This window comes from Pseudoxanthomonas sp. PXM01 (assembly GCF_014851815.1).
Lineage (GTDB): Bacteria > Pseudomonadota > Gammaproteobacteria > Xanthomonadales > Xanthomonadaceae > Pseudoxanthomonas_A.
Map to the genome: position 1 here is coordinate 1377802 of NZ_JACVAJ010000002.1, position 22684 is coordinate 1400485.

The 22684-nt window shown below is 67.3% G+C and carries 25 protein-coding genes and 1 tRNA gene; 13 read left to right on the forward strand and 13 right to left on the reverse strand.

From position 1 onward, the window contains the following. Positions 1 to 21: 21 nt before the first annotated feature. Complete coding sequence (locus IB230_RS15885) at positions 22 to 579, reverse strand: DUF1453 domain-containing protein (RefSeq protein ID WP_192273749.1); 558 nt, start codon at positions 577 to 579, stop codon at positions 22 to 24. A gap of 24 nt (positions 580 to 603) precedes the next feature. Next, positions 604 to 1488, reverse strand: a complete 885-nt coding sequence (locus IB230_RS15890) for a DMT family transporter (RefSeq protein WP_192273750.1) — start codon at positions 1486 to 1488, stop codon at positions 604 to 606. A gap of 61 nt (positions 1489 to 1549) precedes the next feature. On the opposite strand from IB230_RS15890, the gene IB230_RS15895 reads away from it, so the two are divergent. Beyond that, positions 1550 to 2245, forward strand: a complete 696-nt coding sequence (locus IB230_RS15895; RefSeq protein WP_192273751.1) for a DUF2306 domain-containing protein — start codon at positions 1550 to 1552, stop codon at positions 2243 to 2245. Positions 2246 to 2275: 30 nt separating this feature from the next. Further along, positions 2276 to 2758, forward strand: coding sequence for a YajQ family cyclic di-GMP-binding protein (locus IB230_RS15900; RefSeq protein ID WP_192273752.1), 483 nt, complete (start codon positions 2276 to 2278; stop codon positions 2756 to 2758). A 15-nt stretch (positions 2759 to 2773) separates the two neighbouring features. On the opposite strand, the gene IB230_RS15905 is transcribed toward IB230_RS15900, so the two are convergent. Next, on the reverse strand, positions 2774 to 3931 hold the full coding sequence (locus IB230_RS15905) for a heparan-alpha-glucosaminide N-acetyltransferase domain-containing protein (protein WP_192273753.1): 1158 nt from the start codon (positions 3929 to 3931) through the stop codon (positions 2774 to 2776). Positions 3932 to 4049: 118 nt separating this feature from the next. On the opposite strand from IB230_RS15905, the gene IB230_RS15910 reads away from it, so the two are divergent. Beyond that, positions 4050 to 4604, forward strand: a complete 555-nt coding sequence (locus IB230_RS15910) for a DUF1415 domain-containing protein (RefSeq protein WP_192273754.1) — start codon at positions 4050 to 4052, stop codon at positions 4602 to 4604. An 88-nt stretch (positions 4605 to 4692) separates the two neighbouring features. On the opposite strand, the gene IB230_RS15915 is transcribed toward IB230_RS15910, so the two are convergent. From IB230_RS15915 to IB230_RS15930, 4 genes are all read right to left on the reverse strand, one after another. Then, positions 4693 to 5145 carry a transposase gene (locus IB230_RS15915; RefSeq protein WP_192273755.1) on the reverse strand — a complete coding sequence of 151 codons (453 nt, stop codon included), beginning with the start codon at positions 5143 to 5145 and terminating at the stop codon, positions 4693 to 4695. 119 nt (positions 5146 to 5264) lie between these two features. Beyond that, positions 5265 to 5957, reverse strand: coding sequence for an HAD family phosphatase (locus IB230_RS15920; protein WP_192273756.1), 693 nt, complete (start codon positions 5955 to 5957; stop codon positions 5265 to 5267). Further along, a complete protein-coding gene (locus tag IB230_RS15925) occupies positions 5954 to 6661 on the reverse strand; it encodes a pseudouridine synthase (RefSeq protein ID WP_192273757.1) in 708 nt (235 codons plus the stop codon). The genes IB230_RS15920 and IB230_RS15925 overlap by 4 nt, the downstream gene beginning before the upstream one ends. Positions 6662 to 6665: 4 nt before the next feature. Further along, positions 6666 to 7679 (reverse strand): class I SAM-dependent methyltransferase, encoded by a 1014-nt coding sequence (locus IB230_RS15930; protein WP_192273758.1) that lies wholly within the window; start codon positions 7677 to 7679, stop codon positions 6666 to 6668. A 129-nt stretch (positions 7680 to 7808) separates the two neighbouring features. Between IB230_RS15930 and IB230_RS15935 the strand changes: the two genes are divergently transcribed. The 6 genes from IB230_RS15935 (at position 7809) to IB230_RS15960 (ending at position 12595) form a co-directional block, all read left to right on the forward strand. Continuing rightward, on the forward strand, positions 7809 to 8021 hold the full coding sequence (locus IB230_RS15935) for a hypothetical protein (RefSeq protein WP_192273759.1): 213 nt from the start codon (positions 7809 to 7811) through the stop codon (positions 8019 to 8021). Between the two features lie 502 nt (positions 8022 to 8523). Beyond that, a tRNA-Leu gene (locus IB230_RS15940) sits at positions 8524 to 8589 on the forward strand. Between the two features lie 372 nt (positions 8590 to 8961). Then, entirely contained in the window at positions 8962 to 10080 is a 1119-nt protein-coding gene (locus tag IB230_RS15945) for a slipin family protein (protein ID WP_192273760.1), read from the forward strand. 59 nt (positions 10081 to 10139) lie between these two features. Then, entirely contained in the window at positions 10140 to 10895 is a 756-nt protein-coding gene (locus IB230_RS15950; RefSeq protein WP_192273761.1) for a hypothetical protein, read from the forward strand. 51 nt (positions 10896 to 10946) lie between these two features. After that, a complete protein-coding gene (locus IB230_RS15955; RefSeq protein WP_192273762.1) occupies positions 10947 to 12164 on the forward strand; it encodes an RtcB family protein in 1218 nt (405 codons plus the stop codon). A gap of 131 nt (positions 12165 to 12295) precedes the next feature. Beyond that, positions 12296 to 12595, forward strand: a complete 300-nt coding sequence (locus IB230_RS15960; protein WP_192273763.1) for a hypothetical protein — start codon at positions 12296 to 12298, stop codon at positions 12593 to 12595. Between the two features lie 9 nt (positions 12596 to 12604). Here the strand turns inward: IB230_RS15960 and IB230_RS15965 are convergent, their stop codons facing one another. Both IB230_RS15965 and IB230_RS15970 read right to left on the reverse strand, forming a co-directional pair. Further along, positions 12605 to 15106 carry an FtsX-like permease family protein gene (locus IB230_RS15965; protein WP_192273764.1) on the reverse strand — a complete coding sequence of 834 codons (2502 nt, stop codon included), beginning with the start codon at positions 15104 to 15106 and terminating at the stop codon, positions 12605 to 12607. Then, positions 15103 to 15819: an ABC transporter ATP-binding protein gene (locus tag IB230_RS15970; RefSeq protein ID WP_192273969.1), complete on the reverse strand. Its 717-nt coding sequence runs from the start codon at positions 15817 to 15819 to the stop codon at positions 15103 to 15105. Before IB230_RS15970 ends, IB230_RS15965 begins: the two co-directional genes overlap by 4 nt. 88 nt (positions 15820 to 15907) lie before the next feature. Between IB230_RS15970 and IB230_RS15975 the strand changes: the two genes are divergently transcribed. Together IB230_RS15975 and IB230_RS15980 are read left to right on the forward strand one after the other, a co-directional pair. After that, a complete protein-coding gene (locus tag IB230_RS15975; RefSeq protein ID WP_192273765.1) occupies positions 15908 to 16552 on the forward strand; it encodes an arylesterase in 645 nt (214 codons plus the stop codon). Positions 16553 to 16687: 135 nt separating this feature from the next. Next, positions 16688 to 16900, forward strand: a complete 213-nt coding sequence (locus IB230_RS15980) for a hypothetical protein (RefSeq protein ID WP_192273766.1) — start codon at positions 16688 to 16690, stop codon at positions 16898 to 16900. A 5-nt stretch (positions 16901 to 16905) separates the two neighbouring features. Here IB230_RS15980 and IB230_RS15985 read toward each other — a convergent pair whose 3' ends face one another. The 4 genes from IB230_RS15985 to IB230_RS16000 all read right to left on the reverse strand — a co-directional run bounded on the left by IB230_RS15985 (position 16906) and on the right by IB230_RS16000 (position 20882). Then, complete coding sequence (locus IB230_RS15985; protein ID WP_192273767.1) at positions 16906 to 17562, reverse strand: DsbA family oxidoreductase; 657 nt, start codon at positions 17560 to 17562, stop codon at positions 16906 to 16908. Between the two features lie 10 nt (positions 17563 to 17572). Continuing rightward, positions 17573 to 18853 carry an amidohydrolase family protein gene (locus tag IB230_RS15990; protein ID WP_192273768.1) on the reverse strand — a complete coding sequence of 427 codons (1281 nt, stop codon included), beginning with the start codon at positions 18851 to 18853 and terminating at the stop codon, positions 17573 to 17575. A 155-nt stretch (positions 18854 to 19008) separates the two neighbouring features. Next, the gene (locus IB230_RS15995) at positions 19009 to 20043 is read right to left on the reverse strand and encodes an aldo/keto reductase (RefSeq protein ID WP_192273769.1); all 1035 of its coding nucleotides are present in this window, start codon (positions 20041 to 20043) and stop codon (positions 19009 to 19011) included. Between the two features lie 104 nt (positions 20044 to 20147). After that, complete coding sequence (locus IB230_RS16000; protein ID WP_192273770.1) at positions 20148 to 20882, reverse strand: SDR family oxidoreductase; 735 nt, start codon at positions 20880 to 20882, stop codon at positions 20148 to 20150. A gap of 200 nt (positions 20883 to 21082) precedes the next feature. Between IB230_RS16000 and IB230_RS16005 the strand changes: the two genes are divergently transcribed. Both IB230_RS16005 and IB230_RS16010 read left to right on the forward strand, forming a co-directional pair. Then, a complete protein-coding gene (locus IB230_RS16005) occupies positions 21083 to 21991 on the forward strand; it encodes an AraC family transcriptional regulator (RefSeq protein WP_192273771.1) in 909 nt (302 codons plus the stop codon). A gap of 107 nt (positions 21992 to 22098) precedes the next feature. Continuing rightward, positions 22099 to 22671, forward strand: coding sequence for a DUF3016 domain-containing protein (locus tag IB230_RS16010; protein ID WP_192273772.1), 573 nt, complete (start codon positions 22099 to 22101; stop codon positions 22669 to 22671). The last annotated feature ends 13 nt before the right edge of the window (positions 22672 to 22684 follow it).

Consider the following 22684-nt stretch of genomic DNA (forward strand, 5'->3'; position numbering starts at 1 on the left):
TCTTTGTCCGGTCGCAGGCGATCAGCGCGCGCTGTAGCCGCGCAGCCGCCCAAGACGGGCGACGCGCCATTTCACGCACCACGCATAGACCAGGTAGTAGCCCAGCAACAGGCCACCCACCGCCAGCAGGCTGCCATGTCCGCTCAGCAGCGCATGCGTCGCCGGCACACGCTCCGACTGCCAGTACTGCACCATCTGCACCGTCCCCCACACGATGCGGCCGGCGACGATGGCCACCAGCAGCAGCGCCAGCCAGGCATTGGGCTGGTAGAACACGCCCTGCGGCGCCACCTCCCAGCGCGTCAGCCACACGCCGAGCAGACCGAGCACGCTGCCCGCCAGCAGACCCGCACCCGCACCGACCAGGCTGTCCGGCCACCAGAACAGGCCGAACGCGCTGACCGCGACGAAGATCGCCACCGAGACCAGCAGACTCCAGGCGTTGAACGTCAGCAGCCAGGGCCGTGCCATGCGTCGTGCGCGGCCGTAGCGATACCGCTGCCACAACGAGAGCGGCAGCAGCAGTGCCCACAGGGCGAGCAACAGGAAGACGAACAGCAGGACAAGGACGATGGGCATACCTGCATCATGCCGTAACGCGCGTCAGGGATGCTCGGCTTCGACGTGGACCTTTTCGCGCCGCAACAGGTACAGGCCGCTCGCCACGATGATGCCGGCGCCGATCCAGGTGACGCCGTCCGGCAGTACCGACCACAACGCCACGTCCAGCAGCACGCCCCACAGCAACGCGGTGTACTCCAGCGGCGCGATCAGCGAGGCCTCGCCACGGCGGAAGGCTTCGGTCAGCGCCACCTGCGCCAGCGAACCGGAGATGCCGACGCCGGCGATGATCCAGACATGCGCGGCCTGCAACGACTTCCACGTCGGCAGCGCCAGCAGCCATGCCCCCAGCGACAGGAGCACGACGAACCAGAACACCATCGCCTGGGTACTGTCGCGCTGCGCCAGCATGCGCACGGTGACCGCGCCCATCGCATAGCAGACGGCGGCGATCAGGATCGCCAGGCCGCCGCCCGTCAGCATGCCTTCGCCGGTCGGCCGAAGGATCACCAGCACCCCGACCAGGCCGATGCCGATGGCGATCCAGCGCGCCGCACCCACCTTTTCCTTCAGCAGCGGCCCGGCCATCGCGGTGACCAGCAGCGGCGCGACGAAGGTGATCGCGTACGCCGTGGACAGCGGCATGGTGCGCAGGCCATAGACGAAGCCGGCCATCATGGCCACGCCCAGCGCGCCGCGGAACAGATGCAACGGCCAGTGCACCTGCAGCAGCGTGCGCGCCGGTACCGTCGCCAGCACCCACAGCGTCACCAGCGGCAGCGAGGACAGGCCGCGCAGGGCCGCCACCTGCAGCGGCGGATAGTGCGCGGACAGCAGCTTCAGGCCTGCATCCATCAGCGCGAACATGAGCACGGCAGCCAGCATCAGCAGGACGGCGGAGGCGAGCGAGGGACGGGCAGTGGGCATGCGCCATTATCGCCTCCGCCGGCGTGCGTTACGCTGCACGCACCCACCCTCAGGCAGGCCGATGACCGGAATCGCTCCTCGCAGTGCGTCGCCGCGCGCGCGCCTCGCCGTCCGCCTGGCCTGGGCCGTGCTGTGGCTGCTGCTCGCGATCGCCAGTCTCGAGTTCCTGCTCGCCGCCTACGGCAAGTACCGGCATCTCGATTCGGACGCCTACGGCATGTTCATGACACGCCGAGGCTGGTTGTGGATGCATCTCGCCGGGGGCCTCACCACCGTGCTGCTTGGGCCGGTGCAGTTCCTGACCCAATGGCGCAGGCGCCATCCGCGCCTGCATCGCCTGACCGGCCGCGCCTACCTGGTTGGCATGCTGGTGGCCGCGGCCGGTGCCACAGGACTGATCGCCACCTCGCCGGCGCCGTTCGCGATCCGCCTGGCCTTCGCCGCTACCGCACTGGCCTGGCTCACCACCGGATTGACCGGCCTCATCGCGATCCGCCGTGGCGCGGTGGACCGGCACCAGCGCTGGATGACGCGCAACTACGCGGTGACGCTGGCCCCGGTCATCTTCCGCCTGTCGCTGCCCGTCGCCATTGCGGGCGGCCTGGCGCCGTCGCCCACCCTGATCGCGACCCTGCTGTGGTGCAGCTGGATCGTCCCGCTGCTGATCTGCGAGAGCGTCCGTCGCCTCGCCCAGGTGGCGCGCTCCTCGCGCCGGCAGATCTCGCCAGACGGGATGCCGCTTCCCGACACACGGTAGAATTCCGCGCCCCGCTACAGGATCTCCCCCATGCCCTCATTCGACGTCGTGTCCGAAGTCAACGTCCACGAACTGACCAACGCCGTGGACCAGGCCAACCGCGAACTGTCTACCCGCTTCGACTTCAAGGGCGTGGACGCCAAGTTCGTGCTGGAAGAGAAACTGATCACCCAGTCCGCGCCCAGCGATTTCCAGCTCAAGCAGATGACCGACATCCTGCGCGCGCGCCTGATCGCGCGGCAGATCGACGCCCGCTGCCTGGACTTCGGCGACGTGGAGACCAATCTCGCCGGCGCCCGCCAGAAGATCACCGTCCAGCAGGGCATCGAGCAGAAGCTGGCCAAGAAGATCGTCGGCACCATCAAGGACGCCAAGCTGAAGGTCGAAGCGCAGATCAACGGCGACAAGCTGCGCGTCACCGGCAAGAAGCGCGACGACCTGCAGGACGTCATCGCACTGCTGAAGAAGACCGAATTCGAGCTGCCGCTGCAGTTCGACAACTTCCGCGACTGACGGCAGGCCGTCGGCTCAGAGATAGCGCAGCCACGCCAGGTCGCGGCGACGGGCCTTCAATCGGGCGAAGGCGCGGGTCGCCGGATACAGCGCCAAGGCCAGGGCGACGGCCACCGGCAACAGCCAGCCGGCGTGGCCGAAGCCGAAATGCTCGCCCTGGTTCGCACCCCACGTCGCAACCGCCGCCACGTACAGCAGCTTGAGCACGTACAGGTGCAGCAGGTAGAAGAACATCGGCGCACCGCCGAGTGTCGCCAAGGGCACCAGCCTCGCCGCCCACTGCCGCTGCTCGAACAACCTCAGCAGCAACAACGACGTGCCCAGCGTCAACGCCAGGAACAGCAGCGACGGCGGATACTTGGTGACATTGAAGTACGCCATCAGCGTGCGGACACGATCGGCAGCCACGTGCCACGGCGCATCGCCGTAGACATCGAGCGCCCGCAGCACGAAGAAGACCGCCAGCGACGCGGCACCCCAGGCAAGCAGGCGGCGATGGCGCAATGACGGCGCCATCGTCGTCCCGAACCAGGGCCCGGCGGCATAGCCCAGCGCGATCACGCCAATCCACGGCAGCACCGGGTACGACGTGCGCAGCCTGAGCGCGCCGTCGGAAATCACGATCCAGTCGCGCTGATGCAGGATCGACCACAGCGCGTGCCCGAAGGGACCCTCAAGACGGACGTCGTCGAGCAGGTTGTGGCCCGCGATCACCCCCAATCCGGCCGCCACCAGCACGCCCCGGGGCAACCAGAGCAGTGCGGCCAGCGCCAGCATCGACAGCCCGATGGCCCAGATCACCTGCAGATACACCGTCTGCGGCGGCAACTCGAACGTCCACGCGAAATTGACCAGTGTCAGTTCCAGCACGAGCAGGAACACGCCGCGCTTGGCCAGGAAGGCGGCCGTCGCCACGCGTGGCCGTGGCTGCCGCTGGCCATACAGCCACGCGGACAGGCCGGTGAGGAAGACGAACGCCGGCGCACAGAGATGGGCGCCCAGGCGGAAGACGAACAACAGGGGCGAGACACTGTCGACGTCGACCGGATCGGAGACCTGCATGTGCAGGAAGAAGGTCTCGCGCACGTGATCGAGCAGCATCAACAGCATGACCAGCCCGCGCAATTGATCGATCGAGGTGAGGCGCGCGGATGGCGCTGGCGGGGCAGTCATGAAACAACGATGCTCATATCGACTGTTATTCTATAACAAAACTATCCGGTGCAGGCATTTCAGAAGCACGCCAGCCTCCCGACCTTTAGACTTCCCGCCCCGCTCTTCATGCATCTCCATGGCTGACCCTATCCCACCGACCGAAGACCCGATCGACGCGACACGCCGCTGGGTGGAGCGCGCCGTGATCGGCCTGAACCTGTGCCCGTTCGCCAAGGCGGTGTACGTGAAGCAGCAGGTCCGCTTCGTGCTGAGCGATGCCAGCACTCCGGAAGCGCTGCTGGAGGAACTGGCGGAAGAACTCGTGCTGTTGCGCGACACCGATCCCGAGCAGATCGACACCACGCTGATCGTGCATCCGGACGTGCTGGCCGACTTCCTGGACTACAACGATTTCCTCGAGAACGCCGACGCGGCCGTCGAGGCGCTCGACCTGCAGGGCGAGATCCAGGTCGCCAGCTTCCACCCGAACTACCAGTTCGCCGGCACCATGCCGGACGACATCAGCAACTACACCAACCGCTCGCCCTACCCCACCCTGCACCTGCTGCGCGAAGCCAGCATCGACCGCGCAGTGGAGGCCTTCCCGGACCCCGACGTGATCGTCGAGCGCAACGTGAAAACACTGGATGCGCTGGGGCATGCGGGGTGGGAGAAGCTGTTCGCCGAGTAGCGAAGCAGCCCGTGATGTCGGGTGTGGGGATGTCGGGCGTGGGAGCGACGTGAGTCGCGATGCTTTTGCTTCTCCATCGCGGGAAGAATCAAAGCCAGACCGCATCCCACCACGGATATTGCCCCACGCTTCGCGCAAGACCGGCACGCAACGGATTGGCCACGATGTAACGTGCCGCCGCCAACACCGCAGGCCCGTTCCGCAACGAGCGATCATGAAATCCCTTCTCCCATATGCTCCCGGCATCGGGATGGTGCCGACGGATCATCCTGGCGCTATTGGATTTCAACCGCTGCACGGTGGTCGATAGGTCGTCCATCGTCCCAAGCTCGATCACGCCATGCCAATGGTCCGGCATCAACACCCAGCACAACAGCCGAGACCGGTACCAGAGCCGAGCTGCCGTGATGGCGCGACAAGCGTCGCTTGCCCTATCCGATTGATCGAACAGCCGACGGCGATCCACCGTGGTGAATGTCACCAGGTAGGCCTGACCCGGCATCGAGAAGCGGCCTTTCCCAAGCTCCGAGTATCCCGACATGCCGACGCTCCCGTGAGAGAGGTAAGCATGGCAAGCGCTAGAGCGATCGCCATCAGCGATTTACCCGGAGACACCTCGGAGTTCTGGCCAAAGGCTTCGCGACTTACGTCGCTACCACATCAGATATCCGCGTGCGCTGCCAGCCGCTGCTCCAGCAGCAAACGTGCATCGTCCAGCGATGGCAGGATCAGATGACCCAACGCGCGCACGGCGTCATCGGGCTCGAGCAGGTCGGGGATCTGGATCGGGTACATGCCGGCGGCCAGCGCAGCGCGCACGCCGGTCGGTGAATCCTCCAGCACCAGGCATCGCGTCGGGTCGGCGCCGAGCGAACGGGCGGCCAGCAGATAGACATCGGGCGCAGGCTTCGGGTGTTCGACATCGCTGCTGGTGCACACGGCATCGAAGCGAGACAGCAGGCCCGAAGCCTCCAGCTTCTTCAACGCCAGCGGTCGTCGCGTCGAGGTGGCGACGGCTCGCGGAATGCCGCGAGCCTGCAGGAAATCCAGCATCGCGAGGATACCCGGGCGATGCGGCACGCCGGCTGCGACTACCGCGTCGTAGAGCACGTGCGAGCGCTGCAGGATGAGGTCGCGCTGCGTCTCGCCGACCGCTTCGTCCAGCAGATGCCGGCACACCGCTTCGCTGTGGCCAACCATCGACAGCCACAGCACGTCGGGCAGGTCATGGCCGAGCTCGCGCGCCGCGTCCGCCAGGCAGCCGATGATGGCGCGCTCGCTGTCCAGCATCAGTCCGTCCATGTCGAAGATCACCGCCACCGGCGTGAACAGCAGCGACACGGGCGTCGTCATGCCGCCGTTCCGAACAGCCGCTGCAGATCGTCTTCGTCGAGGATCCGCCACTCGCCCGGGGCCAGACCATCCAGCGTCAACCCGCCGACACGGCTGCGATGCAACGCCTCGACATGATTGCCGACCGCCGCGAACATGCGGCGTACCTGGTGGTAGCGACCTTCCGTCAGCGTCAGGTGGGCATGACGCGGATCCACCACCTCCAGACCGGCGGGTGCCAGCGGCGTCTGCTCGGATTCCAGCATCAGTGTGCCGCTGGCGAAGATCGCGCCCTCGTCGCCGCGCAGGTCCTGCGCCAGCGTGGCGTCGTATACCTTCGGCAGATTGGCCTTCGGCGAGATGATCCGGTGCAGCAGCCCACCATCGTCGGTGAGCAACAGCAGACCGCTCGTCTCGCGATCGAGTCGCCCCACCGTGGACAGCACCGGCGAACGATCGCGGAAACGCGAAGGAAACAGGTCATAGACGATGCGGCCGGTGTCCTTGGTCGAACAGGTGTAGCCCACCGGCTTGTGCAACAGGATGGCCAGTCCAGGTGCGGGATCGAGCGGCTCGCCATCGATGCGGATGGCGTCGTGGTCGACCGGATCGTCGGCATACAACACCTCGCCGTCGGCATCGGTGATGCGGCCCTCGCGGAACATCCACTGCACCTGCTTGCGGCTGCCGTAGCCGAGGTTGGCGATGTGCTTGACGATCTTCATGCGCTCAGCGCCTCGCCTTGGTGGCTGCGATCACCTTGAAGCCATCGCGTTCGCCGGCCACCCGGATCTCGCCGAAACTGTCGTTCAAGGTCTGCTCGTACGGCAGGTGGCGGTTGGCGACCAGCCACAGCCGGCCACCCGGCTTCAGTGCGGCCGCGGCGGCCGTGATGAAGCGCTGGCCGATGTCGGGACGGTCCGCGCGGCTTTGCGTGTGGAATGGCGGATTGCTGACGATGAAGTCGTAACGCTCCGGCAAACCCCCGGTCACGTCGTGCCAGCGGAAATCGATGCGTACGGAGGAGGCCGCCGCGCCCAGGTTCTCCTTCGCCAGGGACAAGGCACGTGCCTCTGCCTCGTAGAGATCGAGTGCGGTGATACCCGGGCAGCGTTCGAGCAGGGCCAGCGACAGGAAGCCCCAGCCGGCACCGAGATCGGCGCCATGGCCGGCGATATCGGCCGGCAGGCATTCGACTAGCAGCGCGGAGGCAGGATCGATGCGATTCCAGGCGAACACACCGGGCCGACTCAGGAAACGGCCGCCTTCGATGCGGCGTGGCGCATCGAGTGACGACCACTGCTTCAGCAGCGCTTCGCCCGTGCCCTCGCCCAACGGCCGCGTCCAGAACGTGCGACAGTGGAACTTGGTCAGCGTGCCGGCGATACCCGTGAGCTGCTTCAGGTCCGCCTCGCCCGACTTCGCGCCTTCGTTGTTGGTCATCGCCGCAACGACGATACCGCCGGGCGCAGCGAGCTGCACGGCGCGCGCCAGCAGTGCGCGCGCTTCCTCGCGCTGTCGCGGCGGCAGCACCAGTACGAGGGGATAACGCACACCGTCTTCCGCGGCATCCGCGACCACGCGCAAGCCCGCGCGCTCCAACAGTTCGGCATCGGGACGGAAACTCTGTTCGCACACAAGCGATGCAAGCGGAAACTGCCTCAGCGCCGCGCCATCGCGTGCGCGCAGGAACAGCACCGGCCCGGAAGGCCAAGCGAGCTGGCCCTGCGCGAAGGGCAGCATCAACGCATCAAGGGCGGGATCGGAGAATCGGGAGGCCACGGCATGCACGCAACGAGAAAGAGGACGCCATTCTAGCGACACGCCCTTCGCTCCATTCGTTGATGCCGCCTGTCGGCCTTTCGAAAAAAAGTGAAAAAAGTGTTGCGCTCCACATTCAAGCGGCGTATCGTGCGCGCCCGTCGGCCCCGTGGCCGTTTTTTCACCAGAAGATTTTTCATCATGAAGCCCGCCTATTCCTTCGACAGCAAGCTTGCCCTGCAGCCATCGCGCTGCGGCATGGCGCTGCACGCGAATGGGTGCGACCTGCGCGATATAGAACGCGCGCGGCACCTGATCTTCTGACATCCGGCTGACTCCCAGGGAGATCGGCCACCCCGATCTCCCGAGGAACGCGAACGCCCTCGGGTCGCACGTCCCGGGGGCGTTTTGTTTTCAGCGTTCGCGGAGGATGCGCATGCATCGACCAGGTTCCATCCATTCCACCACGGAAGTTTCTTTCCGCCCTGGAGCATCCGGGTAGCGCGTCCGCGCGCCCCGAGGCAGGGGCGCGGCTGCGACCGGCGCATGTGCGCTGCGTTGTGATGCTTCGACGCGAGCGGCGCGGGGAATGGACACCACACACGGGCGCTCTGCGCCTGCACGAATTGCCGGTTGGCGACAGCCGGCAATGCGGAGCATCGATCGAACACGCTACAGCGGTACGGGTTTGTATCCCGTCCGGTGCGCGCGGCGCTGCCGTGGCGTATGCCGAAGCGTGGGACATGGTGTTCCCCATGACGATGGCCGAATGGTTAGGCACCAGCGAAAGCTGGGCAAGCCGGTTCGATTCCGGTACGTCACCTCTGGATAGCTCAGACGGTTAGAGCATCGGTTTCAGATACCGAGTGTCGCGGGTTCGACTCCCGCTCCAACGCCTGCAAGGGCACTTGACCTGTCACGTCATGACACCGGGACGCAAGTCCCACCCAGGAAACGCCTCGTGCGGCGTGCCGGCTTCCCGCGATGGAGTGCAGGAAGACGGAACACCGCAGCGGGGACGGTGCCGGCACCGCGCCCTCGACGCGGATGCGCGAGACGTTCGATGCGATCCCAGGATCGCGTCGCCGCCACGAGGCTTCCGCCGACAGCGCCGGCTGTCCGCACCGCCTCCGTCCAGGGACGTTTCCACCTTCTTCCGCCAGCCGCATGTCGCGGCCGGCTTCCATCGTCGCGGGATTCGATCCACCGCGGCGATGCCGACAAGCCGGATCGAACCACCAGAGCCAACAAGGAGAACAACGCCATGTTCTGGACCAAGAGGGTCGTGATCGGTGACGGCGAGCGCGGCCTGGTGTATCGCAACCGTCGGTTCGAGCGCGTGCTCGCACCCGGCGTGTACCGCTGGTTCGACCCGATGGGTCGCACCGAGGTACGCACCTTCAACATCGCCGCGCCGGAATACGCCGGCCACGACGTTGACGCACTGATCGTCGGCCTGGGCGAGCGCCTGGGCGAGACCTTCGTCTGCGCCGATATCGGGGTGGACCAGGTCGGCCTGGTGCTGAAGAACGGCAAGCTGGAAGACGTGCTGCCGCCCGGCACGCGGCGCCTGTACTGGATCGGCCTGGTGAAGGTCGAGGTGCAGGCGGTGACCCTCGCCTCGCTGGAGGTGGATGCCGCCGTCGCGCGTCGTCTGCGCCAGTTGGGCACGCTGTCGAAGCTGGCGGTCGTGGCCGAGGTGCCGGCGGAGTCCGCCGGTCTGGTGTTCATCGACGGCAAGCTCGAGCGCACGCTTGCGGCAGGCAGCTACGCCTTCTGGAACTTCCGGAAGAACGTGGTGGTGGATGTGGTCGACCTGCGCGTGCAGACGATCGAGGTATCGGGCCAGGAACTGTTGACCCGCGACAAGGTCAGCCTGCGCGTGAACCTGGCCGCGAGCACCCGCGTCACCGACGTGGTGGCCTCGCGCACCAAGGTCGCCAAGGTCGGCGACTTCGTCTACCGCGAGCTGCAGTACGGCCTGCGCAGGGCGGTCTCCGCCAAGACGCTGGACGAGCTGCTGGGCGACAAGGCCTCGCTCGACGCCGACATCTTTGCGTACGTGCGCGGCCAGTTGAACGGCCTCGGCGTGGAGGTGCTGGGCGTGGGCGTGAAGGACGTGATCCTGCCGGGCGAGATGAAGGAGATCCTCAACGCGGTGGTGCAGGCGGAGAAGCAGGCGCAAGCCAACGTGATCCGTCGTCGCGAGGAGGCGAACGCCACGCGTTCCCTGCTCAACACCGCGAAGCTGATCGACGAGTCGCCGGTGCTGATGCGCCTGAAGGAGCTCGAGGCGCTGGAGAAGGTCACCGAGAAGATCGACAAGCTCACCGTGTTCGGCGGCCTGGATGGCGTGCTGAAGCAGCTGGTGACATTGAAGTAGCAAGCCGGGGTGGCCGCAGGGACGCGGCTGCCACGGCCCCCAAGGACGAAGGACAACCCATGCGGAACGACATGTTCAAGGTCATCGTGGAGCGCCCCCGGCGTGGCGGAAGCTACGCGCGTGAGCGGGCGCCACACGCACTCGACGAAGGCTCGCCGATGCAGGAAGGCTTGCGGTCGCGCCATCAGCACCGGAGGCATCTCAACGAGAACCTGCGGCCCCTGGAACGCTACCTGCACCGGCAGGTCGGCAGACCCTGGGACGCCGTGTACTCGGAGATCTGCGCCGGCATCGATCGGCGCAGCACGGTGCAGCAGCACATCCATCAGCACCTCGTCGACTTCGTCGCGGTGCGCGTGTCCGTCATCGACGGACGGCTGCACTGGCAGAAGAGGTGGGGCGAGCCCACGCCACTCGCGGACCGGTGGGCGCCGGCGCTCTACGTGGATCCATCAACCGGGCTGCTGCGCACCAATCGCGAACGCGAGCAAGCGCGGCGGCAGGAGAAGGTGCTGCAGGCTGCGAAGGTGCTGACGCCGGACCGAGTCGAACTGACGCCGCTGCGGCAGCTGCATCGCCTGCACGGCATCTGGTACGACGTGGATCTCGCGGCGATCCCCGCGGCGGGCTTCGGCCCCGGAGTCGCCGACGTAGTCCGTCGCTGCATCGTGGTGGCCCATGGCCATCGGGGTGCCGGGCGCGTGGTCTACCACGGCGATCATGTGCTCTATGGATGTCGCGATGTGTACGCCCGATCGAAACGACAGCTCGGCGCGCGTGAACTGCGCGCACACGGGCTGTGCAACACGGAATGAAAGAACGCAGCCCGCCGCGCAACGAAGCGCGGCGGGCATAAGGAGATTGAAATGAGTAGTCAATTCGAACTGCTGCACGCCGAGGGCAGCACCACGCCGATCAAGGGCTGGGTGCGCGGTGTGCCGCTGGAACAGCAAGCCCACGAGCAGCTGCGCAACATCGCGTCCATCCCGTTCGTGGGGCCGTGGGTCGCAGTGATGCCCGACGTGCACCTGGGCAAGGGCGCGACCGTGGGTTCGGTCATCCCGACCCGTGGCGCGATCATCCCGGCCGCGGTCGGCGTGGACATCGGCTGCGGCATGGCCGCGGTGCGTACCACGCTGCGCGCGAAGGACCTGCCCGACAGTCTGGCGCAGCTGCGTTCCAGCATCGAGCGCAGCGTGCCGGTCGGCAACGGCCGCGGCGGCGAACACTGGAAGCTGCCCGACGGCATCGCAACCCGCATCGCGCAGTCGGGGCTCGAACAGCGCCTGGACACGATCAAGCAGAAGCACCGCAGGATCCGTACCGACAAGCTCGGCTGCCAGATCGGCACGCTGGGCGGTGGCAACCACTTCATCGAGCTCTGTCTCGACGAAAGCGACGCCGTCTGGGTGATGCTGCACAGCGGTTCGCGCGGCACCGGCAACCTGATCGGCACCTACTTCATCGAGCAGGCGCGCAGGCAGCTCGAGCACCGCGTGCTCGGCTTCCACCTGCCGGACAAGGACCTCGCGTTCTTCATGCAGGGCGAGCCGCTGTTCGATGACTACGTGGAGGCCGTGTCGTGGGCGCAGGACTACGCCCGGGAGAACCGCGAGGCGATGATGTCGCGCGTGCTGGCCGAGATGCGTCACCGCCTGCCGAAGTTCCAGTTGGAGAAGATGGTGGTCAACTGCCACCACAACTACGTGCAGAAGGAAAAGCACGGCGGCGAGGAGCTGCTGGTCACCCGCAAGGGCGCGGTGAGCGCGCGTGCCGGCGAGCTGGGGATCATCCCCGGCAGCATGGGCGCGAAGAGCTTCATCGTGCGCGGCAAGGGCAATGGCGACAGCTTCCACAGCTGCAGCCACGGCGCAGGCCGCGTGATGAGCCGTACCGCCGCGCGCCAGCAGATCACGCTGTCGCAGCACCGCGAGGCCACGGCGCACGTCGAATGCCGCAAGGACGCCGGCGTGATCGACGAATCGCCGGCCGCCTACAAGGACATCGATGCGGTCATGGCCGCGCAGTCCGACCTGGTGGAGGTGGTCCATACGCTGCGCCAGGTGGTGTGCATCAAGGGGTGAGCTTCGGCTCGCCCCTTCTTTTTGTTCAGCTTTGCCAAGCGTCTCGTTTGCGCCTGCACCATGTTTGCTTGACCTTGCGCGAACATCGCGACTGCCAGACTCGCGATCATCGTCCTGCAGGAGAGTGGAAGATGAGAGCGTTGTTCGTGGGTGGCGTGGTGGACAACAGCGAGATGGACCTGGAAGGCGGACGTCCGCCGGTCCACTATCCCGAGAACAGCGGCGGCGGCCATGCGCGCTACCGCCTGCACCAGGTCGGCGAACGCGACGACGGCAGCATCGCTTACGCGGTGTACGGCGCACCCGACCTGCCGGAGGAAGAGGTCGAGCGCGTGATCGAGGAGCGCGCCTACGGCCGCCGCTTTGACGCGACCCCGGTGCGGGCCGAGGATCTCACGCGCGAGGGGAGCGGCGACGGTCGTCGCCACTGATTCTTCGCATCATCCCTGCAGTTCGCGCAGCGTCACCGACGGTGGCGCATCCAGTACCTTGCGCGTCGCGAACAGGCCCGCGCCGAGCGCGGCCAGCATGCCGAGGCCGCCGCCGATGGCGGCCAGCTGCCAGTTGGCCTTCCACGGCAGGTCGAACACCTGTGTGGCGACCACGCCGGACAGCACGGAGGCCGCGATCGCCGCGACCAGGCCCGCGAGCAGGCCGATGGCCGCGAACTCCGATGCCTGCGCCAGCCGCAGCTGGCGCCGGCTGCCGCCGAGCACGCGCATCACCCCGCCTTCCAGCAGCCGCTCGTCCTGGCTCGCGCTCACCGCCGCCATCAGCACCAGCAGACCGGCCGCCAGCGAGAACCAGAACACCACCTGCACGACCTGCGACACCTGCTCCGCCGTGCTGCGCACCTGGTTGAGCACCGCCTCCACGTCGATCACCGACAGGTTGGGGAACTGGTTGACCAGTTCGCGGGTGAACGCGGCATCGCCCGACGGCACGCTGACTGCGGTGATGTAGCTGGCCGAGTAGCCATCGAGCGCGCCCGGCGAGGCGACCACGAAGAAGTTCGGACGGAAGCTTTCCCAGTCCACGCTGCGCAGGCTGGTGATGCGACCCTCGAAATGCTGGCCGGCGATGTCGAACGCAACTTGGTCGCCGAGTTTCCAGCCCAGCCCCTCGGCGAACTCCTCCTCCACCGACAGCTCCGGCGAAGACGGTGTACGCCCGGTCCAGAACTCGCCTGCGGTGACCTTGTTGTCGTCGCGTAGCGTCGCCGCCATCGACAGGTTGAACTCGCGGTCGGCGCGACGCTGGGTACGCTCGTCGGCCTCTTCGTAGTCGGCGCCGCTGGTGGGCTTGCCGTTGAGCTCCACCAGGCGGCCGCGGATCATCGGGTAGAGATCCACTGTCGACAGGCCCCGCCCCTGCATGAAGGTCTTCACCGGATCCACCTGGTCCGGCTGCACGTTGATGATGAAGCGGTTCGGCGCGTTGGCGGACAGCGCCAGCTGCCAGCGGTCGAGCAGATCGGTGCGCACGAAGGTCAGCAACAGCAGCGCCATCAGGCCCAGGCCCAGCGCCGACACCTGCGCGATCGACGTGCCCGCGCGCCGACTGACATTGGCCAGCCCGTAACGCAGGCTGCCCCGCAGCCGCGAACGCAACCGGCGCACCAGCACGATCAGTGCCCACGCCAGCAGCGCGAGGACGGCGAGCGTGCCGACGATGCCGACCAGCATCGCGGTACCGAGCGTCGGCGAACCCGCCTTCCACCACAGCAGTGCACCCAGGCCGACGAAGCCGGTCAGCGCGACCAGCCAGGCACTCGGTTCGGTACGGTCGAGATCGCGCCGCAGCACGCGCAAGGCCGGTACGCGACGCAACGCCAGCACCGGCGGCGCGCCGAAGGCGAGCAGTACGATCATGCCGACGCCATAACCCTGCACCGCCGGCAGCACGCCCGCCGGTGGGATGTCGATCTTCAGCGACTGCTGCAACCAGCTGCCGATGCCCCACTGCAGACCGAACGCGATCAAGACACCGACCGTGCAGGCCGCCAGCCCCAGCAGGACCAGTTCACCGACATGGATGCCGACCAGCGTGCGCTGTTGCGCACCCAGGCAGCGCATCACCGCCGTGCCCGACAGATGGCGTTCGCTGTGCCGGCGCGCCGCCATCGCGACCGCGACCGCCGCCAGCACGACGGACACGAGCGCAGCGAGGCCAAGGAAGCGGCTGGCACGATCCAGCGCGGAACGTACTTCCGGGCGTGCGTCCTGGATGGTCTCCATCCGCTGGCCGCGCGCGAGCTGTGGCTTCACCGCCGCAGTGAAAGTCTCGACCGCTGCGGCATCACCGGCGACGACCAGCCGATAACGAAGGCGGCTGCCTTCCTGCACCAGTCCGGTCGACGGCAGGTCGGCCAGGTTGAGGAACACCTTCGGCGCGACATTGAAGTAGTCCAGCGCCGCATCCGGCTCCTGCGTCACCAGCGCCGCGAGCTTCAGCGTGCGCGTGCCGATGCCGATCTCGTCGCCCGGCTTCGCGCCCAGCGTTTCCGCGCCGGCCTGGCTGATCCACAGCGTGCCCGGCACAGGAATGCCATCTGCATCGCGCTCGGTGCCCCCGGTGCGGTCGACCACGCGGAAGCTGCCGCGCAGCGGGAAGCCTTCGCCCAGCGCACGCAGATCGCCCAGCGACAGCGACTCGCCCGCGCGGATCATGCTCTGCAGTTCCTGCGTCTCGGTCACGCGCAGGCCCGGCGCGGCGGCCAGCGCACGCAGGGCGTCGGTTGGCGGCGCATCGCCGCGCACAACGACGTCACCGCCCAGCAGGCGGTTCGCTTCGATCGCCAGCGCGCGCTCGGCACGATCGGTGACGAAGCCGACCGACGTGACCGCGACGACCGCGAGCACCAGCGCCGCGAACAGGATGCGGATATCGCCCGCGGCGAGATCACGCCGCAGCTGGCGCCATGCCAGCGCCAGCGTCCTCATGCAGCGGCACCTTGCAGGCGGCCGGCATCCAACCGGATGAGGCGATGGCAGCGCGCCGCGAGATGATCGTCGTGCGTGACCAGCACCAGGGTGGTGCCGGCATCGGCGTTCAGCGCGAACAGCAGCTCGATGATCGCCTGTCCGGTATGCGTATCGAGGTTGCCGGTCGGCTCGTCGGCGAACAGCAGCGACGGCCGCGTGACGAAGGCGCGCGCCAGCGCAACGCGTTGCTGCTCGCCCCCCGACAGCTGGCGCGGGTAATGGCCCAGGCGCTGGCCCAGGCCGACCTTTTCCAGGATCTGCCGGGCCGGCCCTTCGACGTCGCTGTCGCCGCGCAATTCCAGCGGCAGCATGACGTTCTCCAGTGCGGTCAGCGAGGGCAGCAGTTGGAAGCTCTGGAACACGAAGCCGACCTTGTCGCCACGCACGCGTGCCCGACCGTCCTCATCCATGTCGGACAGGCGCTCGCCATCCAGCGTCACCGCACCGGTACTAGGCACATCGAGGCCGGCCAGCAGCGACAGCAGCGTGCTCTTGCCCGAGCCCGAGGCACCCACGATCGCGACCGTATCGCCGTGCTCGATGCGGAAGCCGATGTCGTCGAGTATCGTCAGCGCGCCGTCGGGCAGTGCGACATGCTTGCCCAGGCCCTGCACGTCCAGAACGGCGTGGCGGGTGGCGGCTTCAGTGTGGAGTCTGCTGGCGTCGGCCATGATCGTCTCGTCGGTCATTTCGTGAATCATCGGGAGCACGGATTAAATGTTTCTTAATTTGAACAGGTATGGGGCCCGCCGCGCACGCATGCAATGGGTGGCGAGCCTGTCGTTCCTGCTGCTCGTCGCATTATTCGCACGGCCCGTCGCAGCACAGAGCACGGCCGCCGCCCCGGCGAAGGGCGCACGCACCATCCTGGTGATGGGCGATTCGCTGTCCGCCGCCTACGGCCTGGCCCCGGCGCAGGGGTGGGTCGCGCTGACCGGAGACCGCATCGGCAAGACGAAGCCGGGCTGGCGCATCGTCAACGCCAGCATCAGCGGCGAGACCAGCGCCGGCGGTGCGGCGCGCATCGCGTCGGAACTGCAGCGCCACAAGCCTGCCGTCGTCGTCATCGCGCTCGGCGCCAACGATGGTCTGCGCGGCCTGCCGCTCGTGCAGACCCGCGCCAACCTCGAGAAGATGATCAAGGCGGCCCAGGCCTCGAAGGCGAAGGTGCTGCTGGTCGGCATGCGCATGCCGCCGAATTACGGCCCCGACTACACGCGCGGTTTCGAACAGAACTTCAGCGCGCTGTCCACCCAGTACAAGACGGCCCTGCTGCCGTTCCTGCTCGAGCCCATCGCACTCGACCGCAGCGCCTACCAGGCGGACAACCTGCATCCTGTCGCCAGCGCGCAACCCAAGCTGCGTGATCACGTCTGGAAGGCGCTGGAGCCACTGCTGCGCTGAAGCCACGGATCATCCCTACGTTCGTGTAGGAGTTTTCCTACGCGCATTCGGGGCGTCCGCCGAATGTGATAACTGACACATTCGCGCACAGTTCGCACGCCGGTTCCCTGCCCGGCGTGTTGACTGGAGTCCGTCATGCCCCGCCTGCTGTTCACCATTGCCGCCAACGACCAGGGCTGGCAACTCTACGAAGGCCAATACGGCCGCGACTGGTTCGACAACCTGGGTGATGCGCGCGAGAGCGCCAAGCTGCTTGCCGCCACCCTGCACCAGCACCATGGCATCCAGACCGCCGTGGTCGTCGAGATGCCGAGCAACGAAGCCATCCTGCTGGCCCGCCACGGCTGAGATCCTCAGGCAGCGAGACCCGACAGCTGCCGCAAGGCCTGTTCGAACACCTCGACTGGCTGGCCGCCCTGCACCAGGTGACGGTCGTTGAAGATCACCGAGGGCACGGCGCGGATGCCGTGCTGCTGGTAGAAGTGTTCGCGTTCGCGGACCTGCGCCGCGAACGTGTCCGACGCCAGGATGCGTCGCGCCTCGACGGCATCGAGCCCCGCCTCGTTGGCGATCGCCACCAGCGTGTCGCGCTCGGACACGTTGCGTCCTTCACCGTGGTAAGCCTGCAATAGCTCGCGCTTGAGCGCGTGCTGCTGCGTGGCACCGAGCTCGCCCGCCCAGTACAGCAGGCGGTGCGCGTCGAAGGTGTTGTAGATGTGGTCGCGCTTATGCAGGTCGATGCGCACGCCGAGCGTTTCGCCGCGCTGACGCAGCGCTTCGCCGTTCTGCGCCAGCTGTTCCGCGCTCATCCCGTACTTCTTGGCGAGATGCTCGGCGATGGACTCGCCCTGCGGCCCCATGTCGGGATTCAGTTCGAACGGCTGGAAGTGCAGCTCGACCTGCAGGTCGCCACCGACGTTCGCCATCGCGTGCTCCAGCGCGGCCAGGCCGATGGCGCACCACGGACAGGCGACGTCGGAAACGAAATCGATCTTCACGGGCTTGGACATGCGCTGGGCCTCACTCGCTCGCGGTGTTCTTGTAGACGCGGCCCTGCTTCATCACGAAGCCGACGTTCTCCAGCACGGCCACGTCCTGCAGCGGATCGCCATCGACGGCGATCAGGTCGGCGTAGTACCCCGGCTTCAGCACACCGGCGTCCTTGTCGATGCCGAACAGGCGCGCATTGATCACCGTGGCGGAACGGATCGCCTGCAGCGGCGTCATGCCGAACTGCACCATGCGCGAGAACTGGCGCCCATTGAGCCCGTGCGGGTAGACACCACCGTCGGTACCGAAGCCCATGGTGACGCCGGCCTGGTGCGCCTTGCGGAAGTTCTCGCGCTGGGTGGCGCCGACGCGGCGCTCCTTCTCCAGCGATTCCGGCAGGAAGCCGGCCTTCTCGCCCTCACCGAGGATGTATTCGGTGTTGTAGATGTCCATCACCAGCACCGTGCCGTTCTTCTTCGCCAGCGCGATGCCGTCGTCGTCGATGAAGCTGGCGTGCTCGATGGAATCCACACCGGCCAGCAGCGCGTTGCGGATGCCGGTGGCGCCGTGCGCGTGCGAGGCGACCTTGCGACCCAGCGCGTGCGCTTCGTCCACCAGCGCCTTCAGTTCTTCCAGCGAATACTGCGGCGCGCCGACCTCGGTGCCCTTGGACAGCACGCCGCCGGTGGAACAGGTCTTGATGAAGTCGGCACCGAACTTGACGTTCTGCCGCACCTTCTGGCGCGCGGCCCACGGACCATCGGCGACGCCCTCGCCCACCGCCTTGTACTCGGCCGGCAGCAGGTTGTTGTCGCTGCAGTGCCCGCCGGTGATGCCGATGGAGACACCGCCGGCGAGGATGCGCGGGCCGTCGACCTCGCCCGCGGCGATCGCATCGCGCAGCGCCACGTCGGCATAACCAGGCGAACCGGGTACGCGCACGGTGGTGAAGCCGGCCAGCAGCGTGGTGCGCGCATTCTTCGCGCCCTTGATGGCGGCCGCCGGCAGCGAGATCGCCAGACGACGATAGCCCTGCAGGTCGGCATCGCCGTGCAGGTGCACGTGCGCGTCCATCAGGCCGGGCAGCACGGTCTTCGTCGACAGGTCGTGGACCGTCGCGCCCGCGGGTACCGGCGTGCTCGCCGCGGGACCGATGGCGGTGATGCGCGCGTCCTCGATGACGATGGCCTGGTCGGTCAGCACGCGACCGGATTCGACATCCAGCAATCGCCCCGCCTTGACATAGGTGGTCGCGGCGAACGCGGGCGCGCAGGCGACGGACAGGACGACAGCAAGCACACGCAGGCGCATCGGAACTCCAGGGGCGGGAACGGGGACCGCGCGACTCTAGCAGGCCGCAACCGGCGCTGTAGAGCCGAGCTTGCTCGGCTGCGTACGCCGACCGCGAGCACGACCATCGCAAGGCAACACAAAAGCAGCGGAGCAAGCTCCGCTCTACAGGGCCATCAGACCGGTGTCGGATTGCGGTAGGCGAAGCCGGCCTGGTGCCAGTACGGATACGGCTTCGGGCGCTGGCTGGCCGCATCGAGCTTCGCGATCTGTTTGGCGGTGAGGTTCCAGCCCACGGCGCCGAGGTTCTGCTTCAACTGCTCCTCGTTGCGCGCGCCGATCACCACGGTGCTGACAGTGGGACGCTGCAGCAGCCAGTTCAGGGCGACCTGCGGGATCGTCTTGCCGGTTTCCTGTGCGACTTCGTCCAGGGCATCAACCACGTCGTACAGGTACTCGAGCTCGACCTGCGGGCCGGCGTCCTGCGCGGTCTGCGACTGCAGGCGGCTGTTCTCCGGCAGTGGTTGCCCACGGCGGATCTTGCCGGTCAGGCGGCCCCAGCCCAGCGGGCTCCACACCACCGCGCCGACACCCTGGTCGGCGGCCAGCGGCATCAGCTCCCACTCGTAATCGCGGCCGACCAGCGAGTAGTACGCCTGGTGCGCGACATAGCGCGACCAGCCATGACGGTCTGCGGCCGCAAGCGACTTCATCAGGTGCCAACCGGAGAAGTTGGACACGCCCAGGTAGCGGATCTTGCCGGCCTTCACCAGCGTGTCGAGCGTGGACAGCACTTCTTCCACCGGTGGACGCGCATCGAAGCCGTGCAACTGGAACAGGTCGATGTAGTCGGTACCGAGGCGCTTGAGCGCGGCATCGACGGCGTTGATCAGGTGGTGGCGCGAGGAACCGACCTGGTTCTCGCCTTCGCCGAAGCGGAACGTCGCCTTGGTGGAAATGATCAGCGCATCGCGCGGCTTGCCCTTGATGGCTTCGCCGAGGATTTCTTCCGCGGCGCCCTTCGAGTAGACATCGGCGCTGTCGAACATGTTCAGGCCGGCATCGAGGCAGACGTCGACCAGGCGCCGTGCTTCGGCGACATCGGTGCTGCCCCACGCACTGAACAGCGCGCCCTGCCCGCCGAACGTGCCGGTACCGAAGGACAGGACGGGCACGCGGAAGCCGGACGCGCCGAGATAGCGGTATTCCATGGGGGAGATCCTGAAGCGGGGGAGTGCGTCATTGCACTCCCCCGCCGCCGCGACGGCAACCCCGGCGATGGAAAACTTCGTTGCCGGTCGATGGAACGATCAGATCAGTACGCGCTGGCGGTCGGGCGCACGATGATCTCGCTGACATCGACGTCGCCAGGCTGCTCGATCGCGTATGCCATCGCACGGGCGATGGCATCGGCCGGGATCGCGATCTGGCGGAACTGCTCCATGCCCGCCTTCGCATCGGGGTCGGTGATGGTGCTGGCCAGCTCGCTGGTGGTCACGCCGGGCGAGATGACGGTGACGCGGATGTCCTGGTGTTCCTGGCGCAGGCCTTCGGAAATCGCGACCACCGCGTACTTGGTGGCGCAGTAGACCGCCGCCGTGGGATAGACCGCATGGCCGCCGATGGACGACACGTTGATGACCTGTCCGCCGCCCTGCGCCTGCATCACCGGCAATGCGGCCGCGATACCGTGCAGCACGCCACGGATGTTGACGTCGATCATCGCGTTCCACTCGTCGATCTTCAGCGCGGCCAGCGGCGACAGCGGCATCACGCCGGCGTTGTTGACGATCACGTCGAGACGACCGAACTCGCTGCGGGCGAAGTCGACGAAGGCCTGCACGTCGTCGAGGCGGGTGACGTCGAGCGCGCGCTGGCGGGCGGCACCACCGGCGGCCCCGATCTCGGCGACCAGCTTCTCGAGCCGGTCGGTGCGGCGCGCGCCCAGCACGACCTTCGCGCCACGGCGGGCGAGTTCGCGTGCGGCGGCTTCGCCGATGCCGCTGCTGGCACCGGTGATGGCGATGACTTTTCCTTCGATTCCGGACATGGGACACCTCGTTGGGGGAAGCGCGGCACGGGCTGTGCCGGGACGGTGCGCAGTCTGGGCGCCGCCGCGGGTGCGTCGATATCCGGTTCCTCTTCGATTCTTGCCCGATCCTGCGGGGGCCGCCCGCGAGCCATTCCATCCTGCGCCCCGCTGCGTAGACTCGTTTCCATCCTCTTCGCCCGCCCCACAGGCACTCCTCCATGCCCGACACCCAACCTCAGCTCGACGAGCGCGTCCGCGAACTGGCACGGCTGATTGAACGATCCACCGGCAAGGACGGCTTCCACACCACGGCCATTCCGGCGCTGAATTTCTCGCGACTGAGCGCACCGATGGAACTGCCGATGCGCGGCGTGCAGGAAGCCGCGCTTTGCCTGATCGTGCAGGGGGCGAAGCGCGCGATCCTCGCCGACGAGGTCTACGAGTACGACGCCAGCCGCTTCGTGGTCGCCTCCGTGGACCTGCCGGTGACCGGCCAGGTCACCCAGGCCTCCGCCGAGGCGCCCTACCTGTGTCTGGTCCTGAAGCTCTCGGCCGCCACCATCGCCGAGATGGTCACCGAGGCCGAATCGGCGAAAGCACCGCTTCCGCCGCCTTCGCGCGGCCTGTTCCTGCAGCCGAGCAGCGTGGAGATGCTGGATGCCGCGATCCGGCTGGTGAAGCTGCTCGACACGCCGCGCGACATCCCGCTGCTGGCGCCGCTGGTGGAGCGCGAAATCCTCTACCGCGTGCTGTGCAGCCCGCAGGGCGCGATGCTGCGCCACATCGGCATCGCCGACAGCCAGGGCCAGCGCGTGGCGAAGGCGATCCACTGGCTGCGCGAGCACTACGCCAAACCGCTGCGGATCGACCACATCGCCCGCGAGGTGCACATGAGCGCCTCGGCGCTGCACCACCACTTCAAGGCGGTGACGGCGATGAGCCCGCTGCAGTACCAGAAGCAGCTGCGCCTGCAGGAAGCGCGCCGGCTGATGCTCAGCGAGGTGCTGGACGCCGCGAGCGCCGGCCACCGGGTGGGCTACGAAAGCCCGTCCCAGTTCAGCCGCGAATACAGCCGCATGTTCGGCGCGCCACCGGTACGCGACGTGGAGCGACTGCGCAGCCTCTGAACCGGCGGGAAACCGCGACTGAATGCCTCACGACGGCGCACGCCCACGCGGTTGTCCGGCCCTGCCACCGGGCGCACACTCTATGTGACACCCACGGAGGATCCGCCATGAAGGCGCCTGCCCTGTTGCTTACCGCCCTCGTCGCGCTCGCCACCGCCGCCCCCGGCATGGCGGCGCCCAAGAACGTCACCGATCCGGGCCTGCCGCGTAGCGTGCCGGCGGATGGCGGCGCCGTCAGCGTCAGCTGGACCGACCCGGCGCAGTTCAGCGAGATCAAGTACAGCGGCAACCGCTGGGAATCCGAGCGCGGCACATGGGTCACCCAGTTGGCCACCTATCTCCGTGATGAGGCAGGCCAGCGCCTTGCCCGCGGCCAGACCCTGGACGTCACCATCTCCGACATCGATCGCGCCGGCCGCTACGAGCCCACCGTGCGTTCGGGCATGAACGACATCCGCATCGTGAAGGATCTCTATCCGCCGCGGATGACGCTCACCTTCACCCTGAAGGGGGCGGACGGCCAGGTCGTGGCGGAGGGAGAACGCAAGCTGGTCGACCATGCGTTCCTGATGGGGACGCAGATCAACAACACCGACAACCTGCGCTACGAGAAACGGCTGATCGACGACTGGCTGCGCAAGGAGTTCCGCAGCGGTGCGGCGCTGACCGCGACGCCCTGATCGACGCCACGGT

What these genes read in the sequence shown, in the direction of transcription:
- IB230_RS15995 (WP_192273769.1), bottom strand. Translation starts at nt 20,043, where the DNA reads ATGGAATACCGCTATCTCGGCGCGTCCGGCTTCCGCGTGCCCGTCCTG.
- IB230_RS15910 (WP_192273754.1), top strand. Translation starts at nt 4,050, where the DNA reads ATGGCTGACCCTATCCCACCGACCGAAGACCCGATCGACGCGACACGC.
- IB230_RS15970 (WP_192273969.1), bottom strand. Translation starts at nt 15,819, where the DNA reads ATGGCCGACGCCAGCAGACTCCACACTGAAGCCGCCACCCGCCACGCC.
- IB230_RS15950 (WP_192273761.1), top strand. Translation starts at nt 10,140, where the DNA reads ATGCGGAACGACATGTTCAAGGTCATCGTGGAGCGCCCCCGGCGTGGC.
- IB230_RS15980 (WP_192273766.1), top strand. Translation starts at nt 16,688, where the DNA reads ATGCCCCGCCTGCTGTTCACCATTGCCGCCAACGACCAGGGCTGGCAA.
- IB230_RS15985 (WP_192273767.1), bottom strand. Translation starts at nt 17,562, where the DNA reads ATGTCCAAGCCCGTGAAGATCGATTTCGTTTCCGACGTCGCCTGTCCG.
- IB230_RS15885 (WP_192273749.1), bottom strand. Translation starts at nt 579, where the DNA reads ATGCCCATCGTCCTTGTCCTGCTGTTCGTCTTCCTGTTGCTCGCCCTG.
- IB230_RS15900 (WP_192273752.1), top strand. Translation starts at nt 2,276, where the DNA reads ATGCCCTCATTCGACGTCGTGTCCGAAGTCAACGTCCACGAACTGACC.
- IB230_RS15945 (WP_192273760.1), top strand. Translation starts at nt 8,962, where the DNA reads ATGTTCTGGACCAAGAGGGTCGTGATCGGTGACGGCGAGCGCGGCCTG.
- IB230_RS15930 (WP_192273758.1), bottom strand. Translation starts at nt 7,679, where the DNA reads ATGCTGCCCTTCGCGCAGGGCCAGCTCGCTTGGCCTTCCGGGCCGGTG.
- IB230_RS15920 (WP_192273756.1), bottom strand. Translation starts at nt 5,957, where the DNA reads ATGACGACGCCCGTGTCGCTGCTGTTCACGCCGGTGGCGGTGATCTTC.
- IB230_RS15905 (WP_192273753.1), bottom strand. Translation starts at nt 3,931, where the DNA reads ATGACTGCCCCGCCAGCGCCATCCGCGCGCCTCACCTCGATCGATCAA.
- IB230_RS15915 (WP_192273755.1), bottom strand. Translation starts at nt 5,145, where the DNA reads ATGTCGGGATACTCGGAGCTTGGGAAAGGCCGCTTCTCGATGCCGGGT.
- IB230_RS15960 (WP_192273763.1), top strand. Translation starts at nt 12,296, where the DNA reads ATGAGAGCGTTGTTCGTGGGTGGCGTGGTGGACAACAGCGAGATGGAC.
- IB230_RS15965 (WP_192273764.1), bottom strand. Translation starts at nt 15,106, where the DNA reads ATGAGGACGCTGGCGCTGGCATGGCGCCAGCTGCGGCGTGATCTCGCC.
- IB230_RS15955 (WP_192273762.1), top strand. Translation starts at nt 10,947, where the DNA reads ATGAGTAGTCAATTCGAACTGCTGCACGCCGAGGGCAGCACCACGCCG.
- IB230_RS15895 (WP_192273751.1), top strand. Translation starts at nt 1,550, where the DNA reads ATGACCGGAATCGCTCCTCGCAGTGCGTCGCCGCGCGCGCGCCTCGCC.
- IB230_RS16010 (WP_192273772.1), top strand. Translation starts at nt 22,099, where the DNA reads ATGAAGGCGCCTGCCCTGTTGCTTACCGCCCTCGTCGCGCTCGCCACC.
- IB230_RS16005 (WP_192273771.1), top strand. Translation starts at nt 21,083, where the DNA reads ATGCCCGACACCCAACCTCAGCTCGACGAGCGCGTCCGCGAACTGGCA.
- IB230_RS15890 (WP_192273750.1), bottom strand. Translation starts at nt 1,488, where the DNA reads ATGCCCACTGCCCGTCCCTCGCTCGCCTCCGCCGTCCTGCTGATGCTG.
- IB230_RS15925 (WP_192273757.1), bottom strand. Translation starts at nt 6,661, where the DNA reads ATGAAGATCGTCAAGCACATCGCCAACCTCGGCTACGGCAGCCGCAAG.
- IB230_RS16000 (WP_192273770.1), bottom strand. Translation starts at nt 20,882, where the DNA reads ATGTCCGGAATCGAAGGAAAAGTCATCGCCATCACCGGTGCCAGCAGC.
- IB230_RS15990 (WP_192273768.1), bottom strand. Translation starts at nt 18,853, where the DNA reads ATGCGCCTGCGTGTGCTTGCTGTCGTCCTGTCCGTCGCCTGCGCGCCC.
- IB230_RS15975 (WP_192273765.1), top strand. Translation starts at nt 15,908, where the DNA reads ATGCAATGGGTGGCGAGCCTGTCGTTCCTGCTGCTCGTCGCATTATTC.